This window comes from Taurinivorans muris (assembly GCF_025232395.1).
Lineage (GTDB): Bacteria > Desulfobacterota > Desulfovibrionia > Desulfovibrionales > Desulfovibrionaceae > Taurinivorans > Taurinivorans muris.
Genome location: NZ_CP065938.1, coordinates 1,829,028 through 1,851,833 on the forward strand (window position 1 = coordinate 1,829,028; position 22,806 = coordinate 1,851,833).

The following is a 22,806-nucleotide window of genomic DNA, read 5'->3' on the forward strand; positions in this document are numbered from 1 at the left end:
TTTATGACACGGAGAATGTTTTTGCGGTTTTTCGCCGGTGCCTGTCTGGCATGCGGAGGGCTTGGCGGAGGCGGTTACGCGTTTTTGCGGAAGAACATGTTCGGCGCCCTGCCGGCAGGCGGTTTGGAAAAAACGCTTATGCGTTCCCCGCATTATTACAATGGGGAATTTCATAACTTGGCGGAACGGGCTGTTTTAAAAGATGACGGTTCCGTGCTTTTTTCTCTTTTCCGCTATTTGCTTGAAAAAAAGGAAAATCCTTTTCCCGAAAATCCGGTTCCGGTCAATACCCATGCTTTCGAGAATTTGAACCGTGTCCAAGATTGCTTGGTTTGGCTGGGGCATTCTTCGTTCTTTCTGCAATGTTCAGGAAAAAGGTTTTTGATTGACCCGGTCTTCAGTCCTTATGCTTCACCTTTTTCGTTCAGCATAAAAGCTTTTGCCGGAACTTCGGCTTATGCCGCCGAAGATTTGCCTTTCATCGATTATGTGCTTGTTTCCCACGACCATTGGGACCATTTGGATTATCCCACCATGCGAAAGTTACAGCCTAAAACCGGCAAAGTCATTTGCGGGCTTGGCGTAAGTTCCCATTTAATGCATTGGGGATTTCAAAGAGAACAGATTATCGAGGGTGATTGGGGAGATACCGTTGTTTCGGATAATGATATCAATATCAATATTGTGCCTGCACAGCACTTTTCAGGCAGAATGCTTGTGCGCAATAAGACGTTATGGTGCGGGTTCGTGCTTGAAACAAAAAATCTGAAACTGTTTTTCAGCGGGGACAGCGGCTACGGGGAACATTTTGCCGGACTCGGTAAAAAATTCGGCAAAATCGATATTGCCTTGCTTGACTGCGGGCAATACAATGAGCGCTGGCGTTTTGTGCACATGGTACCGGAAGAAGCCGTGCAGGCGGCTTCGGACTTGCAGGCTTCTTATCTGCTTCCCATGCATATCGGTAAATTTTCCCTGGCTTATCACCCATGGAACGAACCCTTCGAACGGGTGAAAACCGCAAGTTCGGGCAAAAATTTTCGGCTTCTCACGCCTATGATAGGGGAACGTCTTAATTTGGCAAACCTCGCTTCCGCGCATTTTTCCTCTTGGTGGGAAACGCTCGGCTGATTTACCGGTACTGCCGAATTTCTTTCATAAAAGCCGTATGTCTTCCCATGTGAGGTTCAAGCCTTTTAAATATTTGTTCAGCCTTGCTGTATCGTCATTGCTTTTTTTCTTTTGTCTGGAAGCGGAAAAAAGTTTCCGTCCCGCTTCGGAGCGGGTTTTCGCGTTTCTGCAAACGCTGAGAACTTCCTCAAGCTGAACTGCGTCAAATAAATCCCGCTGGTTTGCATGGACGGTTTTTTGCATGGCTGCCAATTTGTTTTGCAGGGGAAAGCGTTCGGTTTTTTCCGCCGTTTGAAAAGCTGCCGCGGCGTGTTGAAAAGGCGGTGTCCTCTTACTCCAGTTCTTTTTGAGCAATTCTATTTCCTGCAAAACAATTTCAAGGGTAATTGAGCCATACGAGGAATAAGTCACCATGCGTTCCATGCTTGCCGTGAGGGAGCGGAAATTGTCCGTCCACAGCGCTTCTTCGCTTGTGGCAAAATCAAGATAGGCTTTCTTGGCTTCCGGGGTGAAATCCGCAAGCAATCCCTTTTCTTTGCGCAAGCGCCGTATTTCATATTCAATATTGGGCTCTATGTCTTCCAAACGTTCCGTCAGGCTTGGCAAATGAAATTCCCATAAGTTGATACGGGCGTAAAGGTCTTGGCGGAATAAGCCTTGAGAGATGTTTTCCGGGAGAATTTTGTTGGTTGCGCAAATCAGCTGGAAATCACTTCGTATTTCTTGGTCCGCGCCCATGGGCAAATAGCTTTTTTCTTCAATGGCTTTCAGAAGCTGCGCTTGCAGTTCAAGACTCAATTCGCCTATTTCGTCTAAAAATAAAATTCCGCCGTCCGCTGTTTTCAATAATCCGTTTCTGTTTGTTGCCGCTCCTGTGAAAGAACCTTTGATGTGCCCGAAAAGGGTGGAATATGCCAAATCGCCGTGCAGGGTCGCACAGTTTACGGAAACGAAACTTCCTCTGACCGTGCCTATTTTTTTCCGCAGTTCATAAACTTGTTTGGCGAGTTGCGATTTGCCCGAACCGGTCGGTCCTAAAAATAAAATAGGGGCTGTGGAGTGGACGGCGATATGCTCGATATTGCTGATAAGTTTGTTGAATTGCGGGTTGTTCGTGGGAATGGAGGATTTGAGCAGCGACTGCGTATCGTAATATTCCTTTTCGTAGGTGCTGATGTCTGTCAGCCATTTTCCGAAGCTCGCTTCATATATTTCCGGAACATAAAGGGGGGATACCGCATTCCGGTTTCTTCTGAGGTGCACGATACGGCATGGAAGGTGCCGTATGTTGATAAGCATGGTGATAAGGAAAGAATGGGCGAAAAGATTGCCTTTGGCGAAATAGAGATAGTAATTATAATTCGCTGTATCAAAATTGAATTTTGTAAACCATTCGGCAAACACGCTGTAAATATGATTGAAATTTTCCACGTTGAAATCAAGCGTTGAATTGATTTTGATGAAACGGATTTTCGTATTGTTCAAATGATTTTTCAAATAGTTGAAAAAGAGCGGAATATGCTTGATGTTTCCCGGATTGATGAAAAAGAAAATACGCTCGACCGGAAAAGAAGAAATATTTATGAGTTGAATGTATTGCTCCCATTGCGCAAGCATTTCCGAAACTTGCAAAAATCGGTAATTGGCAGGGATTGTTGCGAAAATGACATTTTTTTTCATAGAATATGCTTTCCTTGAAAAATGGGAAGAAATATGACGGGTGATGAAACAAAATCATAAAAAAATCTGATAAAATCATATTTTTTTATTTATCTCGGATGATATTCTGATATTTGAAAATAGTCAATATTGGTGTCTATATGATATAACATTGTGATATTATTGATATGTGATTTTTGGTACAATAATTGCTTTTCTCTGGATATGGAAAATGAATTGAAAAACCTTATCCAAAGGAGTTTTTATGAATACAATCCAAAAATCGTGGGGTACTTTGTATGAAACGGATATGCTCATACTCGGTACCGGCGCTTCCGGTATCGGCGCGGCGCTGAAAGCGGCTGAAAAAGGCTGTGAAGCATTGATGATCGGCAAAGGCACTCTTGAAAGTTCCGGTTCGCTCGGCGGCGGCAATGACCATTTCATGGCGGTGCTTGATACGGATGAACCGTATGACGATAAGGAAGCGTTCATTAATTTTTATATGAAATCCGCATACGGCTATAAAAGGGAACAGCTCGCGCAATGGCATGATGCGTTCAAACCCTGCCTTGCCGTTCTTGATGAAGTCGGTACTGAATTTAAACCCAAAGAGGGCGGAGGACGTTTCCGTTCCGTCGGTTTCGGGCAGCCCGGGGCATGGTGGCTCCATATTGTGAACGGACGCACCATTAAACGAAATCTCGCCAAAAAAGTGCGTAAATTGCCCGGTATCCATGTTTTGGATGACATCGTCATCACGAGGCTTTTTGCAAAAGACTGCCATATTGCCGGCTGCATGGGCTTTAATGTGCTTACGGGCGAAACCGTGGCTGTTTCTTGCAAGGTTGCGGTCAACTGCCTTGGCTGGCATGCGCAGAGAGCGGGCAACAACTCTACCGGCAATCCGTTTAACTGTTGGTTTACGCCGTTTACGACAGGCAGTTATTTTTCTTTGGCTTATGAAGTCGGAGCGGCGGTTGTCAATGCGGATATTTCCGGGCGTACCACCATGCTTCCGAAAGGTTGGGGCGCTCCGGGAATGAACGGTATCAACAATATGGGCGGTCATGAGCTTAATGCTCTCGGCGACCGTTTCATGGGCAAATACGACCCCATGTGGGAAAACGGCAAACGCCGCAACCAAATAATGGGTACGGAGCAGGAACAGCTGGAAGGGTACGGTCCTCCGTTCTATATGGATATGCGGCATTTGAATAAAGAAGACGTTCATCATCTGCAATATGTGCTCATGCCTGCGGATAAGGAAACCTATTTGGATTACTGCGCCGCCCGCGGCATTGATTTCCATACGACCCCGCTTGAAGTGGAAATCGGCGAAATTGCGCTTTCCGGCATGCTGCTTGCCGATGAACGTATGGAAACAACCGTGAAAGGGCTTTTCGCCGGCTGCAATTTCACAAGTTTTTCAGGAGCGATGTGCGGCGGATATGTCGCCGCAAACCATGCCGCCGATGATGTGAAGACCGCGGAGCAGGGCGGACTTGATGACGCCGTTATCACGGCACATAAGGCGAAGGATATGGCTCCGCTTGAAAATGCAAGCACAACCGGCTTGAATTATATGGAATTTGAAGGTCCTATCCGTCAGGTTATGGATTATTATGCAGGGTTCAGGCGGAATATGCCCGGTATGGAATTGGCTTTGAAACGCCTTGAATTGATTTCCGCCTACAAGGATAAGGTCAAAGCGAAAAATCTGCATGATTTGATGCGGCTGCGGGAAGGGTTCGATCTTTTGGAACTGTGCAAAATCCATTTGGGCGCTTGTTTACAGAGAAAAGAAACCGGCCGCGGAATGTATAAGCTTTCAGACTATCCGAAGCTTGATCCAAGTCTTGATAAGGGATTGGCGGTGCGGAATAAAAACGGTTCGCCAAGCTATTTTTGGATTGAAAAGACAGCATAAAAAGGAGAATGACTATGCCCCCGGTATTTAATGAGGAAAAATGTATCCGCTGCGGAAAGTGCGTAAAAGATTGTCCTGCATATATTCTTGCTTTGGATAAAAAACAAGGCGAAACCCCGCACGTTATCGAAGAATACAAATTTGAATGCTGGCATTGCGGCAATTGCCGGATCAGCTGTCCCGCAAACGCTATCAGTTTTGAATTTCCGCTTTATACATTGGTGTAAGATTCGTAAGCCATTTCCTTTTGGGAATGGCTTATTTGAAAAACTTCTTTGTGAATTTTAAAACGCAAAAATTTCACTATCTTGTTTAAAAATTGCTTGAGCGGTTTTCTAACGGAGGTCTTATGTCGCAAACAAACGCAAAAATGGATTTTCTGAGTGCAAACCAATTATTGGTAAAATGGCTTGTATCGCTTGCCATTCCTACGATTGTTTATTTTATGCTACCTATTGACGGTAAGACGATGACCCATGAAATGGGCATGTTTTTAGCTATTACCATTTTTATGGTTGTTATTTGGGCTTTCGGTCTGGTCAATGAAATCGCAACCGGTATCGTGCTGCCTGTTCTGTATGTGGCTTTGTGCCATGTTCCTGCAAAAGTTATTTATGCGGGCTGGCTTTCTGACGTTCCCAACACTGTTATCGGCGGTTTTATTTTATGTAAAATTTTGCAGACAACAGGACTGGGGAAACGTATAGGGTTAGGCTGCATGTATGCCATGAAAGGTTCCTTTGTGGGCGTTATTTGGGGACTTGCAACAGCTATTTATATTGTTTCTCCCTTTATCCCCTCTGCAAATGGTAAAAGTTTGATTTTCTGCGCCATTGTCATCAGCCTTTGCGAAGCACTCGATATCAAGAAAAAAAGTACGGAAGCGACGGCGCTGATGATGGCTGCATTTTTGGCTGTAACCAGCTCAAAACTTTGTTATCTGACTGGCGGCGGGGACTTGGTTATCGGTATGAATTTGGTGAACGGCGTAACTGGCGGAACAGTTACCTGGTTTGAATATGCTTTATGGAACTTAGTACCTGCAACTGTTTATACCATTATGAGTGTGGGCATTGTTGTTTTCCTGCTTCCATCAAAAATGGATAAAGAGGCATTAAAACAAGTTCTTGTTTCCCGTTATAATGAACTTGGAGTCATGTCAAAACAAGAAAAGATTGCAACAGCTTTCTTTATTTTTACTTTGATATTGCTTGTAACGGATAAGTTCCATGGTCTTGCTCCCGGTATGTCCCTTTGCCTGGTTGCTTGTATCAGCTTCCTGCCAAAAATAGAGCTTATGGACGCAGACAAGATTAAAACCGTGAACTTTGGACCATTGTTCTTCATTATGGGGTGTATGGCTATTGGCGGTGCAGGCAATTATCTTAAAGTAACGCAATGGATGGCTGACGGTACCTTTGGCTATTTCCATGGACTTGGCGATTTTGGCGCTGGCTTAGCTGCTTATGTTGTTGGGGTGGTTGGCAACTTTATTTTGACTCCGCTTGCGGCAACAGCTTCTTTCTCGGCACCTCTTGCTGAACTTGGCCTGAATATTGGTGTTGAACCAAGAATTGTATATTTCTCCTTTGTCTATGGTTTTGATAATATTATCTTCCCATACGAAACAGCGCCGCTCTTGCTGTTCTACGGCTTCGGCTATATCCATTTTGCAAAAATGGTGAAAGTACTGGCGGTAAGAATTTTGCTGGTCATGCCCTTCCTGCTTCTGGTCGCCATTCCGTGGTGGAAATTCATTTTCTAAAGTTGAGATACTTTTTCTCCAAAAAATACCAAAAGGCTATGGCATTTGCCATAGCTTTTTTGGTATTACTTTTAATTTATGTGGAAGGGGATAATAAAAAAAGAATGACAGAGGGTATATTTGTTTTTTCAATTTATGCCGGAGCGCAAGATTGATCTGTTTTTATGAGAATTTCTGCCTCTTGTCTGATTGTTTCCACAAATTCCGCCATTGGAGTTAACAGCGTGGAATTTTTACAGATGTACATGATGTCATAGCGGAATTCGCAGTCTTCAATGTTCAGAAGATGAATATCGCTTTTCATATCCGCCCGCATTTTGACCATTCCTGTATGGGTGCCGACCCAAAATCCGTTGGTGCTGGTGGCTATGTTGTGATTGAGTATGTGGTTGACCTGCAAAATACGGCGGTCGTAGCCGTTTTCCTTGAGGTAGAAATAAAAGGCGTCCTCTTCCGTATCTTTGCTGGTGATATACGGATATTTTGTCAGTTCTTCCAGCGTGCAGGTTGTGCCGGCTGCCAGCGGGTGGGTTTTTGGCACTGCCACATTGATACTGTCCGAAGCCAAGTAATGGGTTTTTATGTTAATATTTTCAATAGTCGCAGGCAGCAGTATGTTTTTTCCTATGCGGCCGAACTGAAGCAGGGCGAGATCGAATTTACCGGAAATCACTTCAAAAATATTGCTGGCACTTGTACGAATGTCATTGATTTTTATATTCAGTTCCGGGGTGGAAGCGTTGGTTTTCAGCATGGCACGAGTGGCAATCATATTGCAGAGATAGGAAGAAACACCAACGGAAATATTTATATTTTGGGGAGTTCCGTTTTTATTCATGTTTGTTATCGCATCAATTTCAGTGCAGATAACTTGAGCATGTTTTAGGATTTCTTTCCCTTTTTCCGTAAGGTGGACCCCTATGGGCGAGCGTTTAATAATTTCACAGCCAAGCTCTTCTTCCAGCTTCTTTATGGCTATGCTTAACGAAGCTTGGGAAATGAACAGCTTGGCTGCGGATTTTGACAGCGATTTGTAAATATCTATATAAACAATAGCCCGCAGTTGTGTAAGATTCATTGAGGAGCCTCTTTAACCGGAGACTGTTTTTTTCGTAACAGCCTCCGGTACGGATTGTGGATTATCCAACCCAGTTTCCCAAAATACCTGTGTATAGGCAAAATTCAAGCCAAATGAGGCTGACAACAGGCAGGAGCAGCAGTTTTTTGAAAAGAACGTCTGCCTCATGCTGATCTTCAAGTCCTGCAAGAGCCATCGCACCGCAGGTTGAAAACGGAGAAGATCCGGTGTAGAAGCCCCCTACGGAAATCAGCGAGAACAGAATGATGGGTTCAATGCCGGTACTGGCGGCAAGTGGCACAATCAGCAGGGCAAGCGTGGGAATGACCACGCCCAGCGTGGCTACGAAGAAGCTCATGGTACAGGCAGCCGCCAGCAGGAAATAAGGAGCTGCGGAGCTGGTTATATTTGTTTGTACCCAAGAGGAGAGGCTGTTGACAAGACCGCCCGAAACTGCGGTACCAATCAGTGTGCCCATGGCGCAAATCATGATTATAATGGAAAACGGCACCTTGTCAATGGCGTCTTTTTCTTTGGCTGCTTTAAAAATGCTACATAGTATGATACCGACAGTGCAAGTAACGGTGATGTCGCAAAAGGAAGCGATTTTTTTAATTACCGCCGAATCCGGCATGAAAACCTTGAGCATGGCAGGAATGACGGTGCAGAGAAAAACCAGACCGACTATCCATAAGGTCTTTTTTTGAACTTCGGTAAAAGGTTCCGGTTTGTCGATTTCCACCTTTTTCGTTTTGTGGCCGCCTGTGACAAAATAGGTGATGATAAAAAATATGGACATGGTTATCAGGCAGTTCATAAGCACATTCATGCACATTGCCATACCTTCATTGCGGAAACCGGTATTTTCAGCTACCTGCTGAATGATTATGCCGCCGACGCTGAACGGAAATTGTGAGCCGATGGTTGCGCCGCAGCAGATAAGCACCGTGGCAAGCACTCTTGAAATTTGTGATTTTATGCAAATGGTCATTACCAAGGGGGAAAGAAATGCGAATGTGGCAGGTGCACCGGCACCGGTTCCCGCAAACATCATGCAGATAAAAAACAGCACAATGGGTAACTGCGTCGGTCTGTTGCGGCTGCTGTAAATAATTTTTTCCGCCAGTTTTACGAGGGTGCCGTTGGATATGGCGAAACCGTAAAACGCCGTGACAATGAACAGCATCAAAAAGAGGTAAATCGGCCATAGCCCGGCAATTTTTTTTATCGGCAGGTCATAGATGAACATGCCGTTGGCAAAAGCGAAGGTCAGGGCGAAGTAACCGATATTGACTTTGAATAGGAAGCCGAGGACCAAAGCCAGCACAAGGGATATTAAAAAGAGGAGTTCTGCACTCATGATCTTACTCCGGATTTAAATAGACTTTTGGGCGAATTTTTGCAGTATCACATTAGAGATTTCGACGGTCGGTGGTGCAACCGCCGAAAGCATGGTCAGCGTATTCTTTCGCGGAATTTTGTTTGCAATCCCTCTGGGGTAAGGGTGACTGTCTGGAATTTATTGTTGAGCAAAGGGTTTGTGAATGGGAAATCGCTTCGTTTATGATAGGCGCCCCGGCTTTCCTGTCTGTCCAGAGCTGAAATGGCACAGGCTTCCGCTAAATCCAGTAAATCCAACACCTCCAGACAACGCATCAGCTCGTGGGAATTTTCCGCTTTGAGCATTTTTTTTGCATAGCCGCGCAAGTCATTGATATATTTTCTGCCTGCTGTGAGCAGGGTTGCCGAACGTATTCTTGTGCCTACATATTCATCCATGATTTTTTGCAAGGTGGAGTTGGCTTCTTTCCAATGTGCCCCTGCTTCATTTCGCATGAGCTGGCGGTACAAGGCAACTTTTTCCTGAATTTTGCTTTGTAGGTTCAGAACATCGTATTCCGGTACATTTTTCACATGTTTCGCAGCTGCTCCAGCGGCATAATCGCCGAATACGGCGGCTGACGTAATGTCGCCGCGCACATTGCCCACGGACATGCCGGAAGCGTATAAACCGGGAATGGTTGTCATGGAGCTTTCGTCCACATCTATGCCATTCATATAAAACATGTGTTCATATTGACCGAATTCAATCATGCTTTTACGCAAATCAATGCCGTATTGGTCGAGGTATTCATTAATGGAGGTGCATCCTTCTGAAACCAGCGCGTTACGCATATGTGCCAGATCATCTTCGCTGATACCCGTGCAGTTCATGAATACCGGTCCTTTGCCTGAATCCATCATTTTTATGAAACAGTCTTTCCAGACATCGCTTGTCGGGTCCGGAAGTTCGCGGCTTACATGAATGTCCTTGACAAATGGCCCGACAATTTTGCCGTTGAGATCCGTAAGGGCGCCAATCCAAGTTCCTTTGCCGGAACGGGTGAAATATTTGGGTCCGGCATGCCGGCTTGGCAGATCCAAATTCACCAGCCGCGCCCCGGCTCGAAGAGCCATGGCTGCACCGCTGCCGGCATTGGCGGGGCAATGGGATGTGTTGAACAGATATGCCGGATTGTTGCCGGGGTACATGCGCATTGCCTCGCCCACGCAAATCAATCCTGTCTTGGCTTGGAAAATTATAATTCTTGGTTCGTCTTCGCGGATATCTATGCCGATAGCCCCTGCAAAGTGACCTGCTTCATTGACCAGCACTTCGTTGACCACTATTTTGTTCATGATTTTGGCACCGGCTTTTTGGGCTGCTTTCGTGAGACAGGCTTTTTGGTTGGAACCGTCATATTTCAGATGATAACGGCGGCGTCCCGGCATGGCATGACCTTCAAAATTCCATGTGCCGGTTGGACGCATGTTGATTCCGTAAGATTCCCATTTGTGGATAAGATCGGCTGAACGTTCCAGCATGAGCCTGAAAAGATTGTTGTCTTGATTGCCGCCGACCAGCGTTTCTTTGACCTCTGCCATAATTTCTTCAAAATTATCACCATGGTATTCGGGAAGGTAACATAAAAAGTGGTCATTGCCGCCACAGCCGTTGCCGGATCGCCGCGTATCCGCTTTTTCCAGAATGAGGGTATCCAAGCCAAGTTCCGCGGCTGTTATGCCGGCTTGAAGACCGCTTATGCCGCCGCCAATGATAAGGAAATCGGTTTTTACAATTTGTTCGTCGATGTTAATGTTCATGGTCGCACCTTTTTATGGTTTTGGGAGCATCATAGTGCAGAAGCATATGGGAAAGCGGATAACGCATGCTGATTGCTTGTTTTGGGCAATCCATGACACATGCGCGGCAATGCCAGCATTCGTCCGGATAGAGCACAACAACGGCGCCATCTTGGTATTTAATGACGTCAAGCGGACAAATGTCTGCACATTTTTTACAAACAATACACAATTCATTGTTTATTAGTGGTGGCATGTTCAACCTCCTTTGGTATTTCTTTTAAGAAAAATATCACAATGTGAAATTTCAATACAAATAGTATTTTTTTATAGGGGGATATGCGGAAGTTATAGCCATATGCCGAGCTCTGCCCTGGATCTGCTCAACAGGCTGTTTTCAGGCAGGGAGAAACGCCGATGGATAGGTGAGAATTAGGGACGTCTTAGGGATGTTCAAGGGTGCAATCTATTGTTTTAATTGGTATGACAGGCTGTTGGTGATTTTATTCTGAATTTGAGCGATAATTATCATATGCAGAGCTATGATTTGTTGAAATAGTATATGTTTTGCGAGGGCTTGTTCTATTTTTCCCATGGAATACGGATAGGCTGATTTACTGAAGCGGCAACTATTGATACTACCAACATTCTCTTTTAACGATTTTATTATTCAATGCGTATTTAAAACGGGAGTGTATCGTTATATCTGATAACAATTTTTTTACGATTTGTTGTTCAGACTTTTTATTATATGAAGCTGTTACCAATAAAAAATGGCGCGGGGATTAAATGTATACCAAAGGAGGACAGGCTTGTATCTAACTATTTTTTATTCCACCAGCTTAGTTTTTTTTTGTGCTGAAACGACAAAAAAAGACTTATACCGCAAAAATGGAAAATTGATTGAAGAAAAAGTCGGCGGGCAATTTAAGGATAATATGACGCCTGCAAAAGCTTCCAGCATACGAGGGCTACGCATTGAAGGGTCTATCCCTACCAATAATGAAAAAAGGGAACGTATCAGGCAGGAAAAGCTTAAAGAAAAAAGTTCGTATTCTTTTATCCGTTTGTTCAGTCTGTTTGAAGAATCAGAGCGTGAAAACAGAAGTCTGAAAGACGACAGAATCCGATTTAGTCTGCATATTGCCCCGCTTATCGGCAAAAAAGCCATTTCGGAACTTACGACACAGGATATAGAAAAAATCCGCCGAAAAATGGAAAAAGAGGGGAAATCCCCGCAAACCGTGAAACACGTGCTGACGCTTATTAAGCGGCTTGTCAATTATGCCTTGAAAAACGGATATATTGAGTCTGTTCCTGCGACCTTGCATTTTGATATGCCCGCTGTTGACAACAAAGTAACCGAAAATCTAACGGCGAAACAGGTTGCTAAGCTTTTGCAGGTTCTTGACGAGGAAGAAGATATTGTCATGGCATCCCTTATCCGTCTTGCACTGTTTACAGGTATGCGAAGAAGTGCCCTGCTGAATTTGCAGTGGACAGACCTTGATTTTGAGCGGAACAGTATTATGCTGCGCGGTGATGTGGCAAAAAAGAAAAAGACGGAATATATTCCCATGAACGAACAGGCAAAAGCCATTTTGCTTTCTGTGCCGAAAACGACAAGTCCTTATGTTTTTCCGGGCCGTGACGATGATAAGCCAAGGGTTAATATAACTGCCGTGTTAAAACGGGTAAAGGAAAAAGCAGGGCTTCCCGAAAGTTTTCGTCCTCTGCATGGCTTGCGTCATTCTTTTGCGTCTTGGCTTGCCAATTCGGGACAGGTTTCCATGTATGAACTGCAAAAGCTTTTGACACATTCAAGCCCGCTTATGACCCAGCGTTATGCCCATTTGCACGATGAGGCATTAAAGCGAGCTTCAAATTTGACGACTAATCTTTTTACCACAAAAGAAAAGGAATAATTTATGGTAAGAAAAATAAATTGGCTTCAAAATGGTAAAGGAAATGTGGCAGTTTCTTATGTTTTGAGTTATCTTGTATTTTTCGGCATTATTTTAGGAATGACTTACTATTATGCTGATAGGTTTGGAGAGTATTTTAATTGGCTGTTGGAAAATGATTATATCAATGAAACTCAATGTTCATTATTAAATCAAAGTACGAATTTAGGAATGATAATTATTATTCCAAATATCATAATGATATCATTTACAGCATTTATACTGCTTATTTTTATTCAAAATAAAATACTAACCCTTTTTTTACCTAAAAAGCAAAAATTAGAAAAAGTTATTTCTTTTGTGTCTGCAATGGATAAGTTAGAAATATTAACTACGAAAGATGCTATTGATTTTATATTAAAGAATAAAATAAAAGTTTATGTTGTTGATGAACCGTTTGATAAAAAGAACAGTATACGGGAAAATTGTTATGCGAAATTTGTTTATTATGCAATGGACAGAACATATTTAAATAGAGGAAAGTTAGAGCAATATATAGGGAAAAATGTTTTATGTTTTGAATATAATGATTTTATATCTTATAATGATATTTTGAAAAATTATAAAAAGGAAATATTGCAGAAAGCTCTGGAAGAAAATACCAATAAATTTAATCAAAAATTTATAAAATTTGTAATGATTATAACAAAGAATTTGTCAGATTAAAAGAGGAATATGAGAAAAAAGAGAAAGAGCTGCTGACAGTTATTGAGTTAAAAAACAAAGCAATTCAAGAAGAGCTGTCATATAAGAATGAGTATAAAAATCAGAAAGTTCAGCTTGAAAAAGAGAAAATTGAATTACAAGCTGTTATTGAGAAATTGCAGTCTGAAAATTCTCCTGAAGAAAAAAGAATAATGGAACATTCACCGTTTTATTTTGTTCTTTTGCGGACGTATCAAGATTTGAAAAATAAAAATTCTGTTCATTGGAATGCTGCAGGCCTTATCTTGTAAATATTTTGCAGAAGCTTCTGCCGGGCGGTAAAGTTGTCGGAAAGGAATATACCTGTGCTTCCCCTTGCAGGGCGGGGAAGGCAATTCCTGTAAAACCAATATAGAAACAGGACTTGGCAGTGATTTTGCCACAGGGCAGACTTGGGCAAATATTATTGATTTGGCAGGTAAAGTATGGGGCTGTTCATTTTATGAATCAGCCAAAGAATTGGCAAGGAAATACGGCAGAGAAGAAATTTTTGAGTCAGGTTCTGTAAAACAGTATGACGAAGAACTGATACCGATTGTTCCCGTGCTGTTAAATGCACCGCGGCCCTATAAATCCCACCCGCAATATGGATATGCCCAAAAGCAGTGGTTTTATAAGGATATGGAGAATCAGCTTTTAATGTGTGTTTCCCGCTTTGAAACAGACAAAGGTAAATTTATTCTTCCGCAGATTTATGCTAAGACCTTGCAGGGCAACCCAAAATGGTACTGGAAGGCACTTTACAAACAGCGTCCTTTGTATGGACTGCAAAACTTAAAACAAGATAGAAAGGTTTTATTGGTGGAAGGCGAAAAAACAGCCGATAAAGCACAGGAGCTTTTGCCGGATTATGCTGTTTTGACATGGAGCGGAGGAAGCGGCGCAGTTTCAAAAACGAATTTTTCTCCTGTGTATAATCAAGAACTTATTGTATGGCCTGACAATGATGAACCTGGTTTTAAAGCTTGTTTTGAACTTGCCAAGGTTTTGCAGGATTATTCGGCGATAAAATTTGTTCTTCCTCCTGCCGTGCTTCCCGATAAATGGGACTTGGCAGATGAACTGCCTGAAAATATGGAGGTGCGGAAACTTCTTGCAGATGCGGTTTCTTTTCAGGAATTTTCTCATGCGGCATTTTTGCGTTATCCTGCTTTGGCTAAAAAGTATGAAGTAACGGAAATGCAGGAAACGGAAGATTTTGACATACGGGAATGGCCTAAATTCAGTTTTGAGGCGTGTCCCGGTTTTTTAGGGGACTTTGTTCACCTTGCAACGGAAAACAGTGAAGCAGACCCTGCGGCAGTATGCATAACCGCTTTAGTTCGTTTTTGTGCGGAAGTGTACGGTTTTGCCCCGCAAAAAGGCCCGCATTTTTATATCAGCGAAAAGCTGCACCCGCCGAAGCTTTTTGCCGTTATCTGCGGAAATTCCAGCAAAGCCCGCAAAGGAACGTCAAAATAGCCTGTGCTTAAGCTTTTTGGCAGGGAATATTGCACAAAAGAAGAATTACAGTTTCTTCCTTTGCCTGCCAAAGAAAGTAGCGGCCCTTTGTCAACGGGTGAAGGTCTTGCCTATCATGTGCGCGACCTTACGGAGCAGGAACGGGAACGGCTCATACAGCAAGGTGAAGCCGTTCGGGACAATAAGGATAAACGCCTTATTATTTTGGATGAAGAATTTGCCAGCGGGCTTATGTGCACGAAACGGGAAGGCAATACGCTTTCCATGGGACTTCGCACGTTTTGGGATTCTGATGAATACGAGGCTTTGACTAAAAACAATTCTTTTAAAATAAAGGGTGCGCATATCAATATTGTCAGTCATATCACCATACAGGAGCTTTCGTATTATTTGAACGGCCTGCAGGCATATAATGGATTTGCCAGCCGTTTTTTGTGGATTTGCGCAAGGCGTTCCAAGCTTGTTCCTTTGCCCGAAAGAATGCCTGAAGAAAAAATCAGCAAACTGCAGAAACGCTTATGGCAGCTTGTTGCCCTTGCCCAAAAGCGCGGCACTATGGAAATGACCAATGCTTGTCTTTCGTTGTGGAAAGAGGTGTATTACGAGCTTTCCAAAGAGCACGCAGGGCTTGCGGGAAGCGTAATTAATAGGGCAGAAGCACAAACTTTGCGGCTTGCCCTTGTGTATGCGTTGCTGGACGGCAAAGGCTATATTGATAAAAATCATTTGCAGTCTGCGCTTGCCATGTGGAATTATGCCCAAGAATCTGCGCTGTATATTTTCCGCAATAAAGAAAAAAACGGGTATGAACAGAAAATTCTTGAAGCATTGTCCAAAGGACCGTTAAGTGCCACGGAGCTGAGCAAAATTTTTAACGGTCATTTATCCAAAGAACGCTTACAGCCGATTTTGGAACAGCTTGAAGCCCGTCAAAAAATTTCTGTTGAACGGCAGAAAACCGCAGGACGTCCCCGCATAATTTTACGGTTAAATTCTCTCTATGAGAAAAAAGCTAAAAAAGAGAAAAAAGCGTAAAACTTCTTTGGCTTTTTTCGCTTAATTCTCTTTTTTCTTTTTCCGCTTTTGTTTTTGTCAGCGATATTTTTCAGCAGAAAATGTGCAAAGTTTCGGTTCAAAATTTGAACTGCGTTGACAGTGAAACAGTAGTTTCATCGGATAATTTTTTACCTTGCTCCAAAACTATTACCCATAAGAGCCAGCCTACCCGTTGTGGGTACACGTTGGCACGCACCACAACAGGCTGGTGAGTGGGCAAAGCCCCCTTCAAACCCCCATTTAATGGAAAGGCATTATGATAAAAAATAAAACTCCAAATAATATGACAGGCGAAAAAACTTTAAAAACTTCATGGATAAAAATCAGGGTTACTCCGCAGGAAAAACTTTTGCTTGTGCAGAAAGCGGCGTTGCAAGGCATGAGCCTGACAGATTTTATTCGCGTGCGGACATTGAATTACAGACAGCGTCAGCACCCACTATCCAAAGAATATTTATTTCAGCTTGCCCGTATAGGCGCAAATCTCAATCAGCTTGCAAAGTGGGCAAATACGTATAAGTCCAAGACAGAAGCCTTGGAAGTTGTGCTTGCCCTTGCTGATTTTGAAAAGGAACTGCACGCTCTGCACAGACAGGAGGAATGATATGTATATCAAAGTTTTTCCTCACGGCAAAGGAAACGGCAGAAGCCCAACGCAGTATCTTGTCCGCCTTGATTACCCCAACAGAAAAGAAAATCCACCTGTTGTACTGCGTGGTGATGTCGATAAAACGCAACAAATTATAGACAGCCTTTCTACGCAATGGAAGTTTACAGCTGGAGTTTTGTCCTGGCATCCTGATGATGCGGTCAGTCCTGAAAAAGAGCAGGAAATCATGGACGCTTTTGAAAATTTGGCTTTTGCAGGCTTGGAGCAAGACCAACGCAATATTTTATGGGTACACCACAGCCACGCCAAGCATCATGAACTGCATTTTGTTATTCCACGAGTAGAATTTATAGGGGCAAGGCATATAATCCCTGTCCCCCTGGCTGGCAGAAATCTTTTGATGTCCTGCGTGATTATTTCAATCTCAAAGAAAATTGGGCAAGACCCGATGACCCAAATCGGGCAAGATTGTATCTGCCTGAACAGGCTGACCTAAAGAATGCAAGGCTTATCCGCTGGGGTAAAACTCCACTAAAGAAAGAAGAACGGGAGCAAGCAAAAGAAGCCTTGCATACGTATCTCATTCAGCAAATTGAATGTGGAAATATAAAAAACAGAGCAGATATTATACAAATATTACAAGATATTGGCTTGCAAATAAACAGACAGGGCAAGGATTATATCACTGTTATTGACCCAGCAAGCAAAGAAAAATTACGTTTAAAAGGAGCGATGTATGCAGAACAATTTGACCTCACTGACCGAGAAAATCAAAATCAAAGCAGAACAGGAACAGCAAGAAACAGAAGCGATACTCAAACAGAACTTTCAAAGCTTGCAGGAGAACTTGAGCAGGTTATCCAAAGACGCATTGAATACAACAGAAAACGCTATCCACAGCAACCTGTTGAATTTGGAACACACTATCAAAACGGATTGTCAGAGTATTCAAAGCCTTTTCAGCAGCCAATACCGCAAAGCCCTTTTATGGAGCATAGCAATAATCCTGATAACGAGCCTGACGATAGCAGGAATAATAAGTTTTGCCCACTTCCAAATCAAATTCCTGAAAACAGAGTTGCAGAATTTGAAAGAGCAGACAGAGAAAACGGAAGCAGAATACCAGAAAATTTGGAACAGGTTCAAGGGACTGGAGTCATACCCCTATCAGGGGGAAAATTATCTGCTGACACCGCAGAACTGGCAGATAACTTTATACGGGACAAAGGGAAAACAGAATGTCTGGAAAATCAGCAAGGATTAAGCGTATGTCAAGATATTTCAAGAAATGTCAAGAATTTTCAAGATACTGCAAATTATTGCAATGTATTTCAACATATTTCAAATTCACAGACCATTCTGTCAATCAAGGAGAAAGCAGATGACCGAGATAGAACGCACGCTCAAAGAAACACTGCTTGCCCTGCAAAAGGAAATTCTACAGACGCAGGCCAATCAGGAGGCAAGGCTCAGCGAACAGGAGCAGAAACTGCAAATTTTGACGGAGCAGACAGCACGGCTTATGGCAGAAAATCGGGATTTACAGTCAGCCTTGATCCAATACGCCGAAATCTTGCAGGAATTAAGTTCTGTATACAAGAGCTTAAATCCCTTGCTCATGTCCTTTCAGGCACTCTTGAAAAGGTAAGAGGACGTAGAAGATAATGTATTCCACACAGTTAGCATTTAAAGACTTGCATATGAAGCGATACTTTGCTATATTCGCTTCATAAAGTGAAGCGAAAGGAGTTGTTAAATGCCTCAATATGTTTGGCAGCATGAAAACTGGACAGCGTTTTCCTATGATGCGGAAGTTGTTTTGCCGGTTTTGTCACGCTTTAGGAAGAAACAGGGCTATTTTTTGCGGCAAATCCATGAACTTGGCTTTACGGACGAGCTCAACACCTATGCGAAAATTTTGGAAGAAGAAGCCGTGCAGACATCAGCCATTGAAGGCATTGTACTGGACAGGGAGGGTGTGCGTTCTTCCATTGCCAATCATTTGGGCATAGAGCAGGCGGGACTTCGGGATGCAACACGCGAAACGCATGGGCTTGTTACTGTTTTGCTTGAAGCTGTGCACAATTATTCACAGCCGCTTGATAAACTCTGCTTGTTTCGCTGGCACAGCCTGCTTTTTCCAAGCGGCATGTCAGATTTCAGAACCATTGAAGCTGGCACTTGGCGAAAAACTAAAATGCAGGTTGTTTCGGGAGCTTTCGGCAGGCAAAAAGTCCATTTTGAAGCACCGCTGCCCGAAAACGTGGAAGAAGAAATGCAGGGCTTTTTTGCGTGGTGGAAGAATACGCAGGACACAATGGACGGCATAATCCGCACGGCTTTTGCCCATTTGTATTTTGTGACCGTACACCCCTTTGAGGACGGCAACGGCAGACTTGCCCGTGTTCTTTCCGATATTGCCTTGGCACAGGACGAGGACATGGCAAAGCGTTTTTACAGCGTTTCAGCCCAGATTATGAGAGAACGCAATGCCTATTATGATATTTTGGAAAAGACGCAGAAAGGGGACGGGGACTGCACCGAGTGGCTTGTGTGGTTTATCGGCTGTCTGGAGCGTTCAATTACTTCCGCCTGCCTTATTATTGAAAATATCTTGGCAAAGGCGGAGTTTTGGAAAAAGCACAGGGATACGGATTTAAACGAAAGACAGCGAAAAGTCATTAACCGCCTTTTGGACGCAGGCAAGGACGGCTTTGAAGGTGGACTGACAACGCAAAAATACTGCGGCATGACAAAATGCTCCCGTGCAACCGCATTCCGCGATATAGAAGACCTTTTGGCTAAAAACATCCTGTCCCCCCTCTCCAAAGGCGGCAGAAGCACGGCGTATACGGTTGTGGGGTAGATTATATTAAAGAGATTGTATTTTTTATATTAATTTGTTGTTAACAAATGATTAATGTATATAAGAGTTGAAATTCTTGTCTATTAGTTTGTTATTAAATATGAAAAGGAGTAATATAAGGTAAATTAGGATATAATGTATTAAAATCTTGCAAAAATAATATTGAACCATTATAAATTAAATATGAAAGTAAATAAGTTAATAGAATATAGTTGTGGAAAGTTATAAAAAATAAAAAGATGAAAATGGTGTTTGTTTAAAAATTTTGCTTTATAATACAAGTAGATATTGAGAAATAGATAAAAATTATTAAATAAAAGGATTCGGATATGGTAACAATAATTACAGGAACAACAAATAAGCCAGTTTCTAGTGAAGAGTTAAAAAATTTTTTTCAGCAACATTCTGAGCTTGAAGGATATCTTTATATTGGATATCCAATTATTGGTACTGTAGAAGGAGCATTTCCAATTGATTGTTTATGGGTGTCACCAAATCATGGATTAGTTATTTTTAGTCTTGTAGAAGGAAAAGCAGTAGATGATTATCAGGAAATACAAGATGATTATGTTAATAAAATGGAAGCAAAGCTGAAAGGACATAAAGAATTAATGCAAAAAAGAAAGCTTTGTGTTGAGATAAATGTTATTACATATGCACCTGCTTTATCAAAAAACTCCTATAATGATGAAGACTATCCTTTTTGTATAAATAATAGTGAACTTGAAAATTGTATTAAAAATTTTCAATGGAATGATAATATTTATTATGAAAAACTTGTTTCAGTTTTACAGGCGATTTCAACAATTCGAAAAGGAAAAAAACGGAGAGAGGTTAATAAAGTTTCATCTAAAGGAGCAAAATTAAGAAGCTTAGAAGATTCTATTGCTAATTTGGATAATCAACAAAGTCGGGCTGTTATAGAAACAGTGGAAGGAGTTCAGCGAATACGAGGATTAGCTGGATCAGGTAAAACTATTGTTCTAGCTTTAAAAGCAGCCTATTTACATGCTCAACATCCAGAATGGAAAATTGCTGTTACATTTAATACGCGTTCTTTAAAGGGGCAGTTTCGTCAATTAATAAATACCTTTTATATAGAACAAACGAACGATGAGCCAGATTGGGATAATCTTCAAATTATTCATGCCTGGGGAGCTCCTGGCGGTGGAGAAAAAAACGGAATTTATTATAATTTTTGTTTAAAAAATAATATAGAATACTATGATTTTATGGGTGCACGTAGAAAGTTTGGTGCCAACGATCCTTTTGGGAGAGTTTGTGAGGAAGCTTTGGGTAATATGAAAAAGAATATTGAAGAATATGATGTTATTCTTGTTGATGAAGCTCAAGATTTTTCTCCTGCTTTTTTACGGCTTTGTTATGAAATGCTTAAAGAGCCTAAAAGACTTGTTTATGCATATGATGAACTTCAAAATTTACGTTTGCAATCATTGCCATCACCTGAAGAAATTTTTGGAAGATTAAAGGATGGTACTCCAAGGGTCAAATTTAAAATATCTGAAAAAGGGCAACCTCAGCAAGATATTATTTTGGAAAAATGTTATCGAAATTCGCGTCCAGTTTTGGTAACAGCTCATGCTCTGGGGTTTGGAATTTATCGTCAGCCTACGAATAAGGGGCAAATAGGACTTGTGCAAATGTTTGAGCAAAGTAGTTTGTGGGAGGATGTTGGTTATAGGGTAGAGAATGGGGAATTATCTGATGGTAATCATGTTATTTTAGCACGGACTAAGCAAAGCAGCCCTGAATTTTTAGAAGAGCATTCTTCTATTGATGATTTGATAGTATTTAAAAGTTTTGATTCTAAAGAAGAACAGAATGAATGGGTTGTGAGAGAAATTAAAAAGAATTTAAAAGAGGATGAATTACGGCCTGATGATATAATTGTCATTAATCCTGATCCATTAACAACCAAACAAGCTGTTGCACCTATTCGTTCTCTTTTATTTCAGTCAGAGATTCAAACGCATACAGCAGGAGTAGATACAGCTCCTGATGTTTTTTTTACTGAAAACCGAGATTCAATTGCTTTTACTGGAATTTATCGAGCTAAAGGAAATGAGGCTGCAATGGTTTATATTATAAATGCTGAACATTGTTTTGATTCACATTATGGTTTAGCTAAAATTCGTAATCAATTATTTACTGCAATAACTCGCAGTAAGGCATGGGTCAGAGTGTTAGGTGTTGGTGATAGTATGAAGGGATTAATTTCTGAATATAAACGAGTAAAGGATCATGATTATAAGTTAGAGTTTGACTATCCTACGAGATTAGAGCTAGAACGCATAAATATTATTAATCGTGATATGACAGATGCTGAAAGAGAAAAAATAGAAAAAAGTCAAAATGATATTGATAAATTGATTAAAGGATTGGAAGATAAGACATTACTGCCAGAGGATTTTGATGCAGAGCAATTAGAACGATTATGGCAACTTTTAAATAGATAAAGGGATAGGTTTATGTTAGGTATTGATGAGGTATATAAACAAATTCTAAAGCTAACATCAGATATAATTGAAGCTGGATTATGTGATGATCAAAATTATCCATCAAAAAAAGGTGATAAAAGAGGTGAATCATCAATAGGGATTAATACTAGTCAAGATAATTCAATTTGTTTAAAAAACATTTCTTATAGTGAAATGTATAATGAACTTTATAAGACAAAAAATTATAATTTAAAAATGATAGATGGGGCTTTGATTTCTTTATTATATAGATTTCAAGATAATCAAGTTGTTACACATCGTTTATCTTTTTTCCCTGCACCTAATTTAGAACATTTTCAAAATGAGCCTGAACTTTATATGGAAGATGAATTGTATCTAGAAATTTATGATAAAAGAACAGTTATTGTTCCATTAAGATTTGATTTTGATTCTAGTGAGTCATTTATACCAGTAGAACATCCTAAGTCACATTTAACATTGGGACAATATAAAAATTGTCGAATACCCGTTTCTTCAGCTCTTTCTCCTTATCAATTTATTTCTTTTATTATACGAAATTTTTATTATACTCAATTTATTTATTGTAATCTTACCTGTTTTTCAGAAAAATTTTCTAAAAGTATTGTTTCTGCAGAACAAGAATTGATCCATATTTGTACAGCTATATAAAATACGGCAGAATATATAGAAAAGAATTTTTTTATTTTAAATAAGATGGAAATAAACAGGCCTAGACGTTAATGTTAAGCCTGTTTATTTATATTAAATATGAGATATCCTAGGGGATGTCTCTTGTTTTGTCCAATAGATTGTTTGAAGTGCCCTCTTTTTTCACCATACTCATGTTGATGCAATTTGATAAATGACACGTCAATGATAATTGCTTCACAGTCAGTATTTATGGAGAGCATTTTCAGGATATCATCCCAAATTTCCAGTTTTGCCATTGAAGAAAACGTTTATGAACTGTTTTCCAAG

General features: G+C 41.4%; 19 protein-coding genes. 14 read left to right on the top strand and 5 right to left on the bottom strand.

The features are described from left to right. Positions 1–3 precede the first annotated feature (3 nt). Complete coding sequence (locus JBF11_RS08545) at positions 4–1,131, top strand: MBL fold metallo-hydrolase (RefSeq protein WP_334315057.1); 1,128 nt, start codon at positions 4–6, stop codon at positions 1,129–1,131. A gap of 24 nt (positions 1,132–1,155) precedes the next feature. Here JBF11_RS08545 and JBF11_RS08550 read toward each other — a convergent pair whose 3' ends face one another. Next, positions 1,156–2,811, bottom strand: a complete 1,656-nt coding sequence (locus JBF11_RS08550) for an RNA repair transcriptional activator RtcR family protein (RefSeq protein WP_334315058.1) — start codon at positions 2,809–2,811, stop codon at positions 1,156–1,158. 244 nt (positions 2,812–3,055) lie between these two features. Between JBF11_RS08550 and JBF11_RS08555 the strand changes: the two genes are divergently transcribed. From JBF11_RS08555 to JBF11_RS08565, 3 genes are all read left to right on the top strand, one after another. Next, positions 3,056–4,720: an FAD-binding protein gene (locus JBF11_RS08555; protein ID WP_334315059.1), complete on the top strand. Its 1,665-nt coding sequence runs from the start codon at positions 3,056–3,058 to the stop codon at positions 4,718–4,720. Positions 4,721–4,734: 14 nt separating this feature from the next. Continuing rightward, positions 4,735–4,947 (top strand): 4Fe-4S binding protein, encoded by a 213-nt coding sequence (locus JBF11_RS08560; protein WP_334315060.1) that lies wholly within the window; start codon positions 4,735–4,737, stop codon positions 4,945–4,947. Between the two features lie 92 nt (positions 4,948–5,039). Further along, positions 5,040–6,485 carry an SLC13 family permease gene (locus tag JBF11_RS08565; RefSeq protein ID WP_334315061.1) on the top strand — a complete coding sequence of 482 codons (1,446 nt, stop codon included), beginning with the start codon at positions 5,040–5,042 and terminating at the stop codon, positions 6,483–6,485. Positions 6,486–6,618: 133 nt separating this feature from the next. On the opposite strand, the gene JBF11_RS08570 is transcribed toward JBF11_RS08565, so the two are convergent. From JBF11_RS08570 to JBF11_RS08585, 4 genes are all read right to left on the bottom strand, one after another. Further along, positions 6,619–7,563, bottom strand: a complete 945-nt coding sequence (locus JBF11_RS08570; protein ID WP_334315062.1) for a LysR family transcriptional regulator — start codon at positions 7,561–7,563, stop codon at positions 6,619–6,621. Between the two features lie 61 nt (positions 7,564–7,624). Continuing rightward, positions 7,625–8,923, bottom strand: coding sequence for an SLC13 family permease (locus JBF11_RS08575; RefSeq protein ID WP_334315063.1), 1,299 nt, complete (start codon positions 8,921–8,923; stop codon positions 7,625–7,627). Positions 8,924–9,018: 95 nt separating this feature from the next. Beyond that, positions 9,019–10,707, bottom strand: coding sequence for an FAD-dependent oxidoreductase (locus JBF11_RS08580; protein WP_334315064.1), 1,689 nt, complete (start codon positions 10,705–10,707; stop codon positions 9,019–9,021). After that, positions 10,697–10,942, bottom strand: coding sequence for an ATP-binding protein (locus JBF11_RS08585; protein ID WP_334315065.1), 246 nt, complete (start codon positions 10,940–10,942; stop codon positions 10,697–10,699). Before JBF11_RS08585 ends, JBF11_RS08580 begins: the two co-directional genes overlap by 11 nt. 556 nt (positions 10,943–11,498) lie before the next feature. Here JBF11_RS08585 and JBF11_RS08590 point away from each other — a divergent pair. From JBF11_RS08590 to JBF11_RS08635, 10 genes are all read left to right on the top strand, one after another. Continuing rightward, positions 11,499–12,611, top strand: coding sequence for a tyrosine-type recombinase/integrase (locus tag JBF11_RS08590; protein ID WP_334315066.1), 1,113 nt, complete (start codon positions 11,499–11,501; stop codon positions 12,609–12,611). A gap of 3 nt (positions 12,612–12,614) precedes the next feature. After that, positions 12,615–13,316: a hypothetical protein gene (locus JBF11_RS08595; protein ID WP_334315067.1), complete on the top strand. Its 702-nt coding sequence runs from the start codon at positions 12,615–12,617 to the stop codon at positions 13,314–13,316. A 354-nt stretch (positions 13,317–13,670) separates the two neighbouring features. Beyond that, entirely contained in the window at positions 13,671–14,816 is a 1,146-nt protein-coding gene (locus JBF11_RS08600) for a DUF6371 domain-containing protein (protein ID WP_334315068.1), read from the top strand. A 3-nt stretch (positions 14,817–14,819) separates the two neighbouring features. Continuing rightward, positions 14,820–15,851 (top strand): YfjI family protein, encoded by a 1,032-nt coding sequence (locus JBF11_RS08605; protein ID WP_334315069.1) that lies wholly within the window; start codon positions 14,820–14,822, stop codon positions 15,849–15,851. 277 nt (positions 15,852–16,128) lie between these two features. Continuing rightward, positions 16,129–16,476 (top strand): plasmid mobilization protein, encoded by a 348-nt coding sequence (locus tag JBF11_RS08610; RefSeq protein WP_334315070.1) that lies wholly within the window; start codon positions 16,129–16,131, stop codon positions 16,474–16,476. Between the two features lies 1 nt (position 16,477). Next, complete coding sequence (locus JBF11_RS08615; protein ID WP_334315071.1) at positions 16,478–16,978, top strand: relaxase/mobilization nuclease domain-containing protein; 501 nt, start codon at positions 16,478–16,480, stop codon at positions 16,976–16,978. Continuing rightward, complete coding sequence (locus JBF11_RS08620) at positions 16,951–18,147, top strand: hypothetical protein (protein ID WP_334315072.1); 1,197 nt, start codon at positions 16,951–16,953, stop codon at positions 18,145–18,147. Before JBF11_RS08615 ends, JBF11_RS08620 begins: the two co-directional genes overlap by 28 nt. A gap of 91 nt (positions 18,148–18,238) precedes the next feature. After that, positions 18,239–19,348: a Fic family protein gene (locus JBF11_RS08625; RefSeq protein ID WP_334315073.1), complete on the top strand. Its 1,110-nt coding sequence runs from the start codon at positions 18,239–18,241 to the stop codon at positions 19,346–19,348. A gap of 329 nt (positions 19,349–19,677) precedes the next feature. Continuing rightward, on the top strand, positions 19,678–21,825 hold the full coding sequence (locus tag JBF11_RS08630) for a DEAD/DEAH box helicase (RefSeq protein ID WP_334315074.1): 2,148 nt from the start codon (positions 19,678–19,680) through the stop codon (positions 21,823–21,825). A 12-nt stretch (positions 21,826–21,837) separates the two neighbouring features. Continuing rightward, positions 21,838–22,497 carry a DUF2290 domain-containing protein gene (locus JBF11_RS08635; RefSeq protein WP_334315075.1) on the top strand — a complete coding sequence of 220 codons (660 nt, stop codon included), beginning with the start codon at positions 21,838–21,840 and terminating at the stop codon, positions 22,495–22,497. Positions 22,498–22,806: the final 309 nt, after the last annotated feature.

Bases quoted from the DNA above. Each gene is read 5' to 3' on its own strand.
- JBF11_RS08545 (WP_334315057.1), top strand. From the start codon at position 4: ATGACACGGAGAATGTTTTTGCGGTTTTTCGCCGGTGCCTGTCTGGCA.
- JBF11_RS08550 (WP_334315058.1), bottom strand. From the start codon at position 2,811: ATGAAAAAAAATGTCATTTTCGCAACAATCCCTGCCAATTACCGATTT.
- JBF11_RS08555 (WP_334315059.1), top strand. From the start codon at position 3,056: ATGAATACAATCCAAAAATCGTGGGGTACTTTGTATGAAACGGATATG.
- JBF11_RS08560 (WP_334315060.1), top strand. From the start codon at position 4,735: ATGCCCCCGGTATTTAATGAGGAAAAATGTATCCGCTGCGGAAAGTGC.
- JBF11_RS08570 (WP_334315062.1), bottom strand. From the start codon at position 7,563: ATGAATCTTACACAACTGCGGGCTATTGTTTATATAGATATTTACAAA.
- JBF11_RS08575 (WP_334315063.1), bottom strand. From the start codon at position 8,923: ATGAGTGCAGAACTCCTCTTTTTAATATCCCTTGTGCTGGCTTTGGTC.
- JBF11_RS08580 (WP_334315064.1), bottom strand. From the start codon at position 10,707: ATGAACATTAACATCGACGAACAAATTGTAAAAACCGATTTCCTTATC.
- JBF11_RS08585 (WP_334315065.1), bottom strand. From the start codon at position 10,942: ATGCCACCACTAATAAACAATGAATTGTGTATTGTTTGTAAAAAATGT.
- JBF11_RS08595 (WP_334315067.1), top strand. From the start codon at position 12,615: ATGGTAAGAAAAATAAATTGGCTTCAAAATGGTAAAGGAAATGTGGCA.
- JBF11_RS08610 (WP_334315070.1), top strand. From the start codon at position 16,129: ATGATAAAAAATAAAACTCCAAATAATATGACAGGCGAAAAAACTTTA.
- JBF11_RS08615 (WP_334315071.1), top strand. From the start codon at position 16,478: ATGTATATCAAAGTTTTTCCTCACGGCAAAGGAAACGGCAGAAGCCCA.
- JBF11_RS08625 (WP_334315073.1), top strand. From the start codon at position 18,239: ATGCCTCAATATGTTTGGCAGCATGAAAACTGGACAGCGTTTTCCTAT.
- JBF11_RS08630 (WP_334315074.1), top strand. From the start codon at position 19,678: ATGGTAACAATAATTACAGGAACAACAAATAAGCCAGTTTCTAGTGAA.
- JBF11_RS08635 (WP_334315075.1), top strand. From the start codon at position 21,838: ATGTTAGGTATTGATGAGGTATATAAACAAATTCTAAAGCTAACATCA.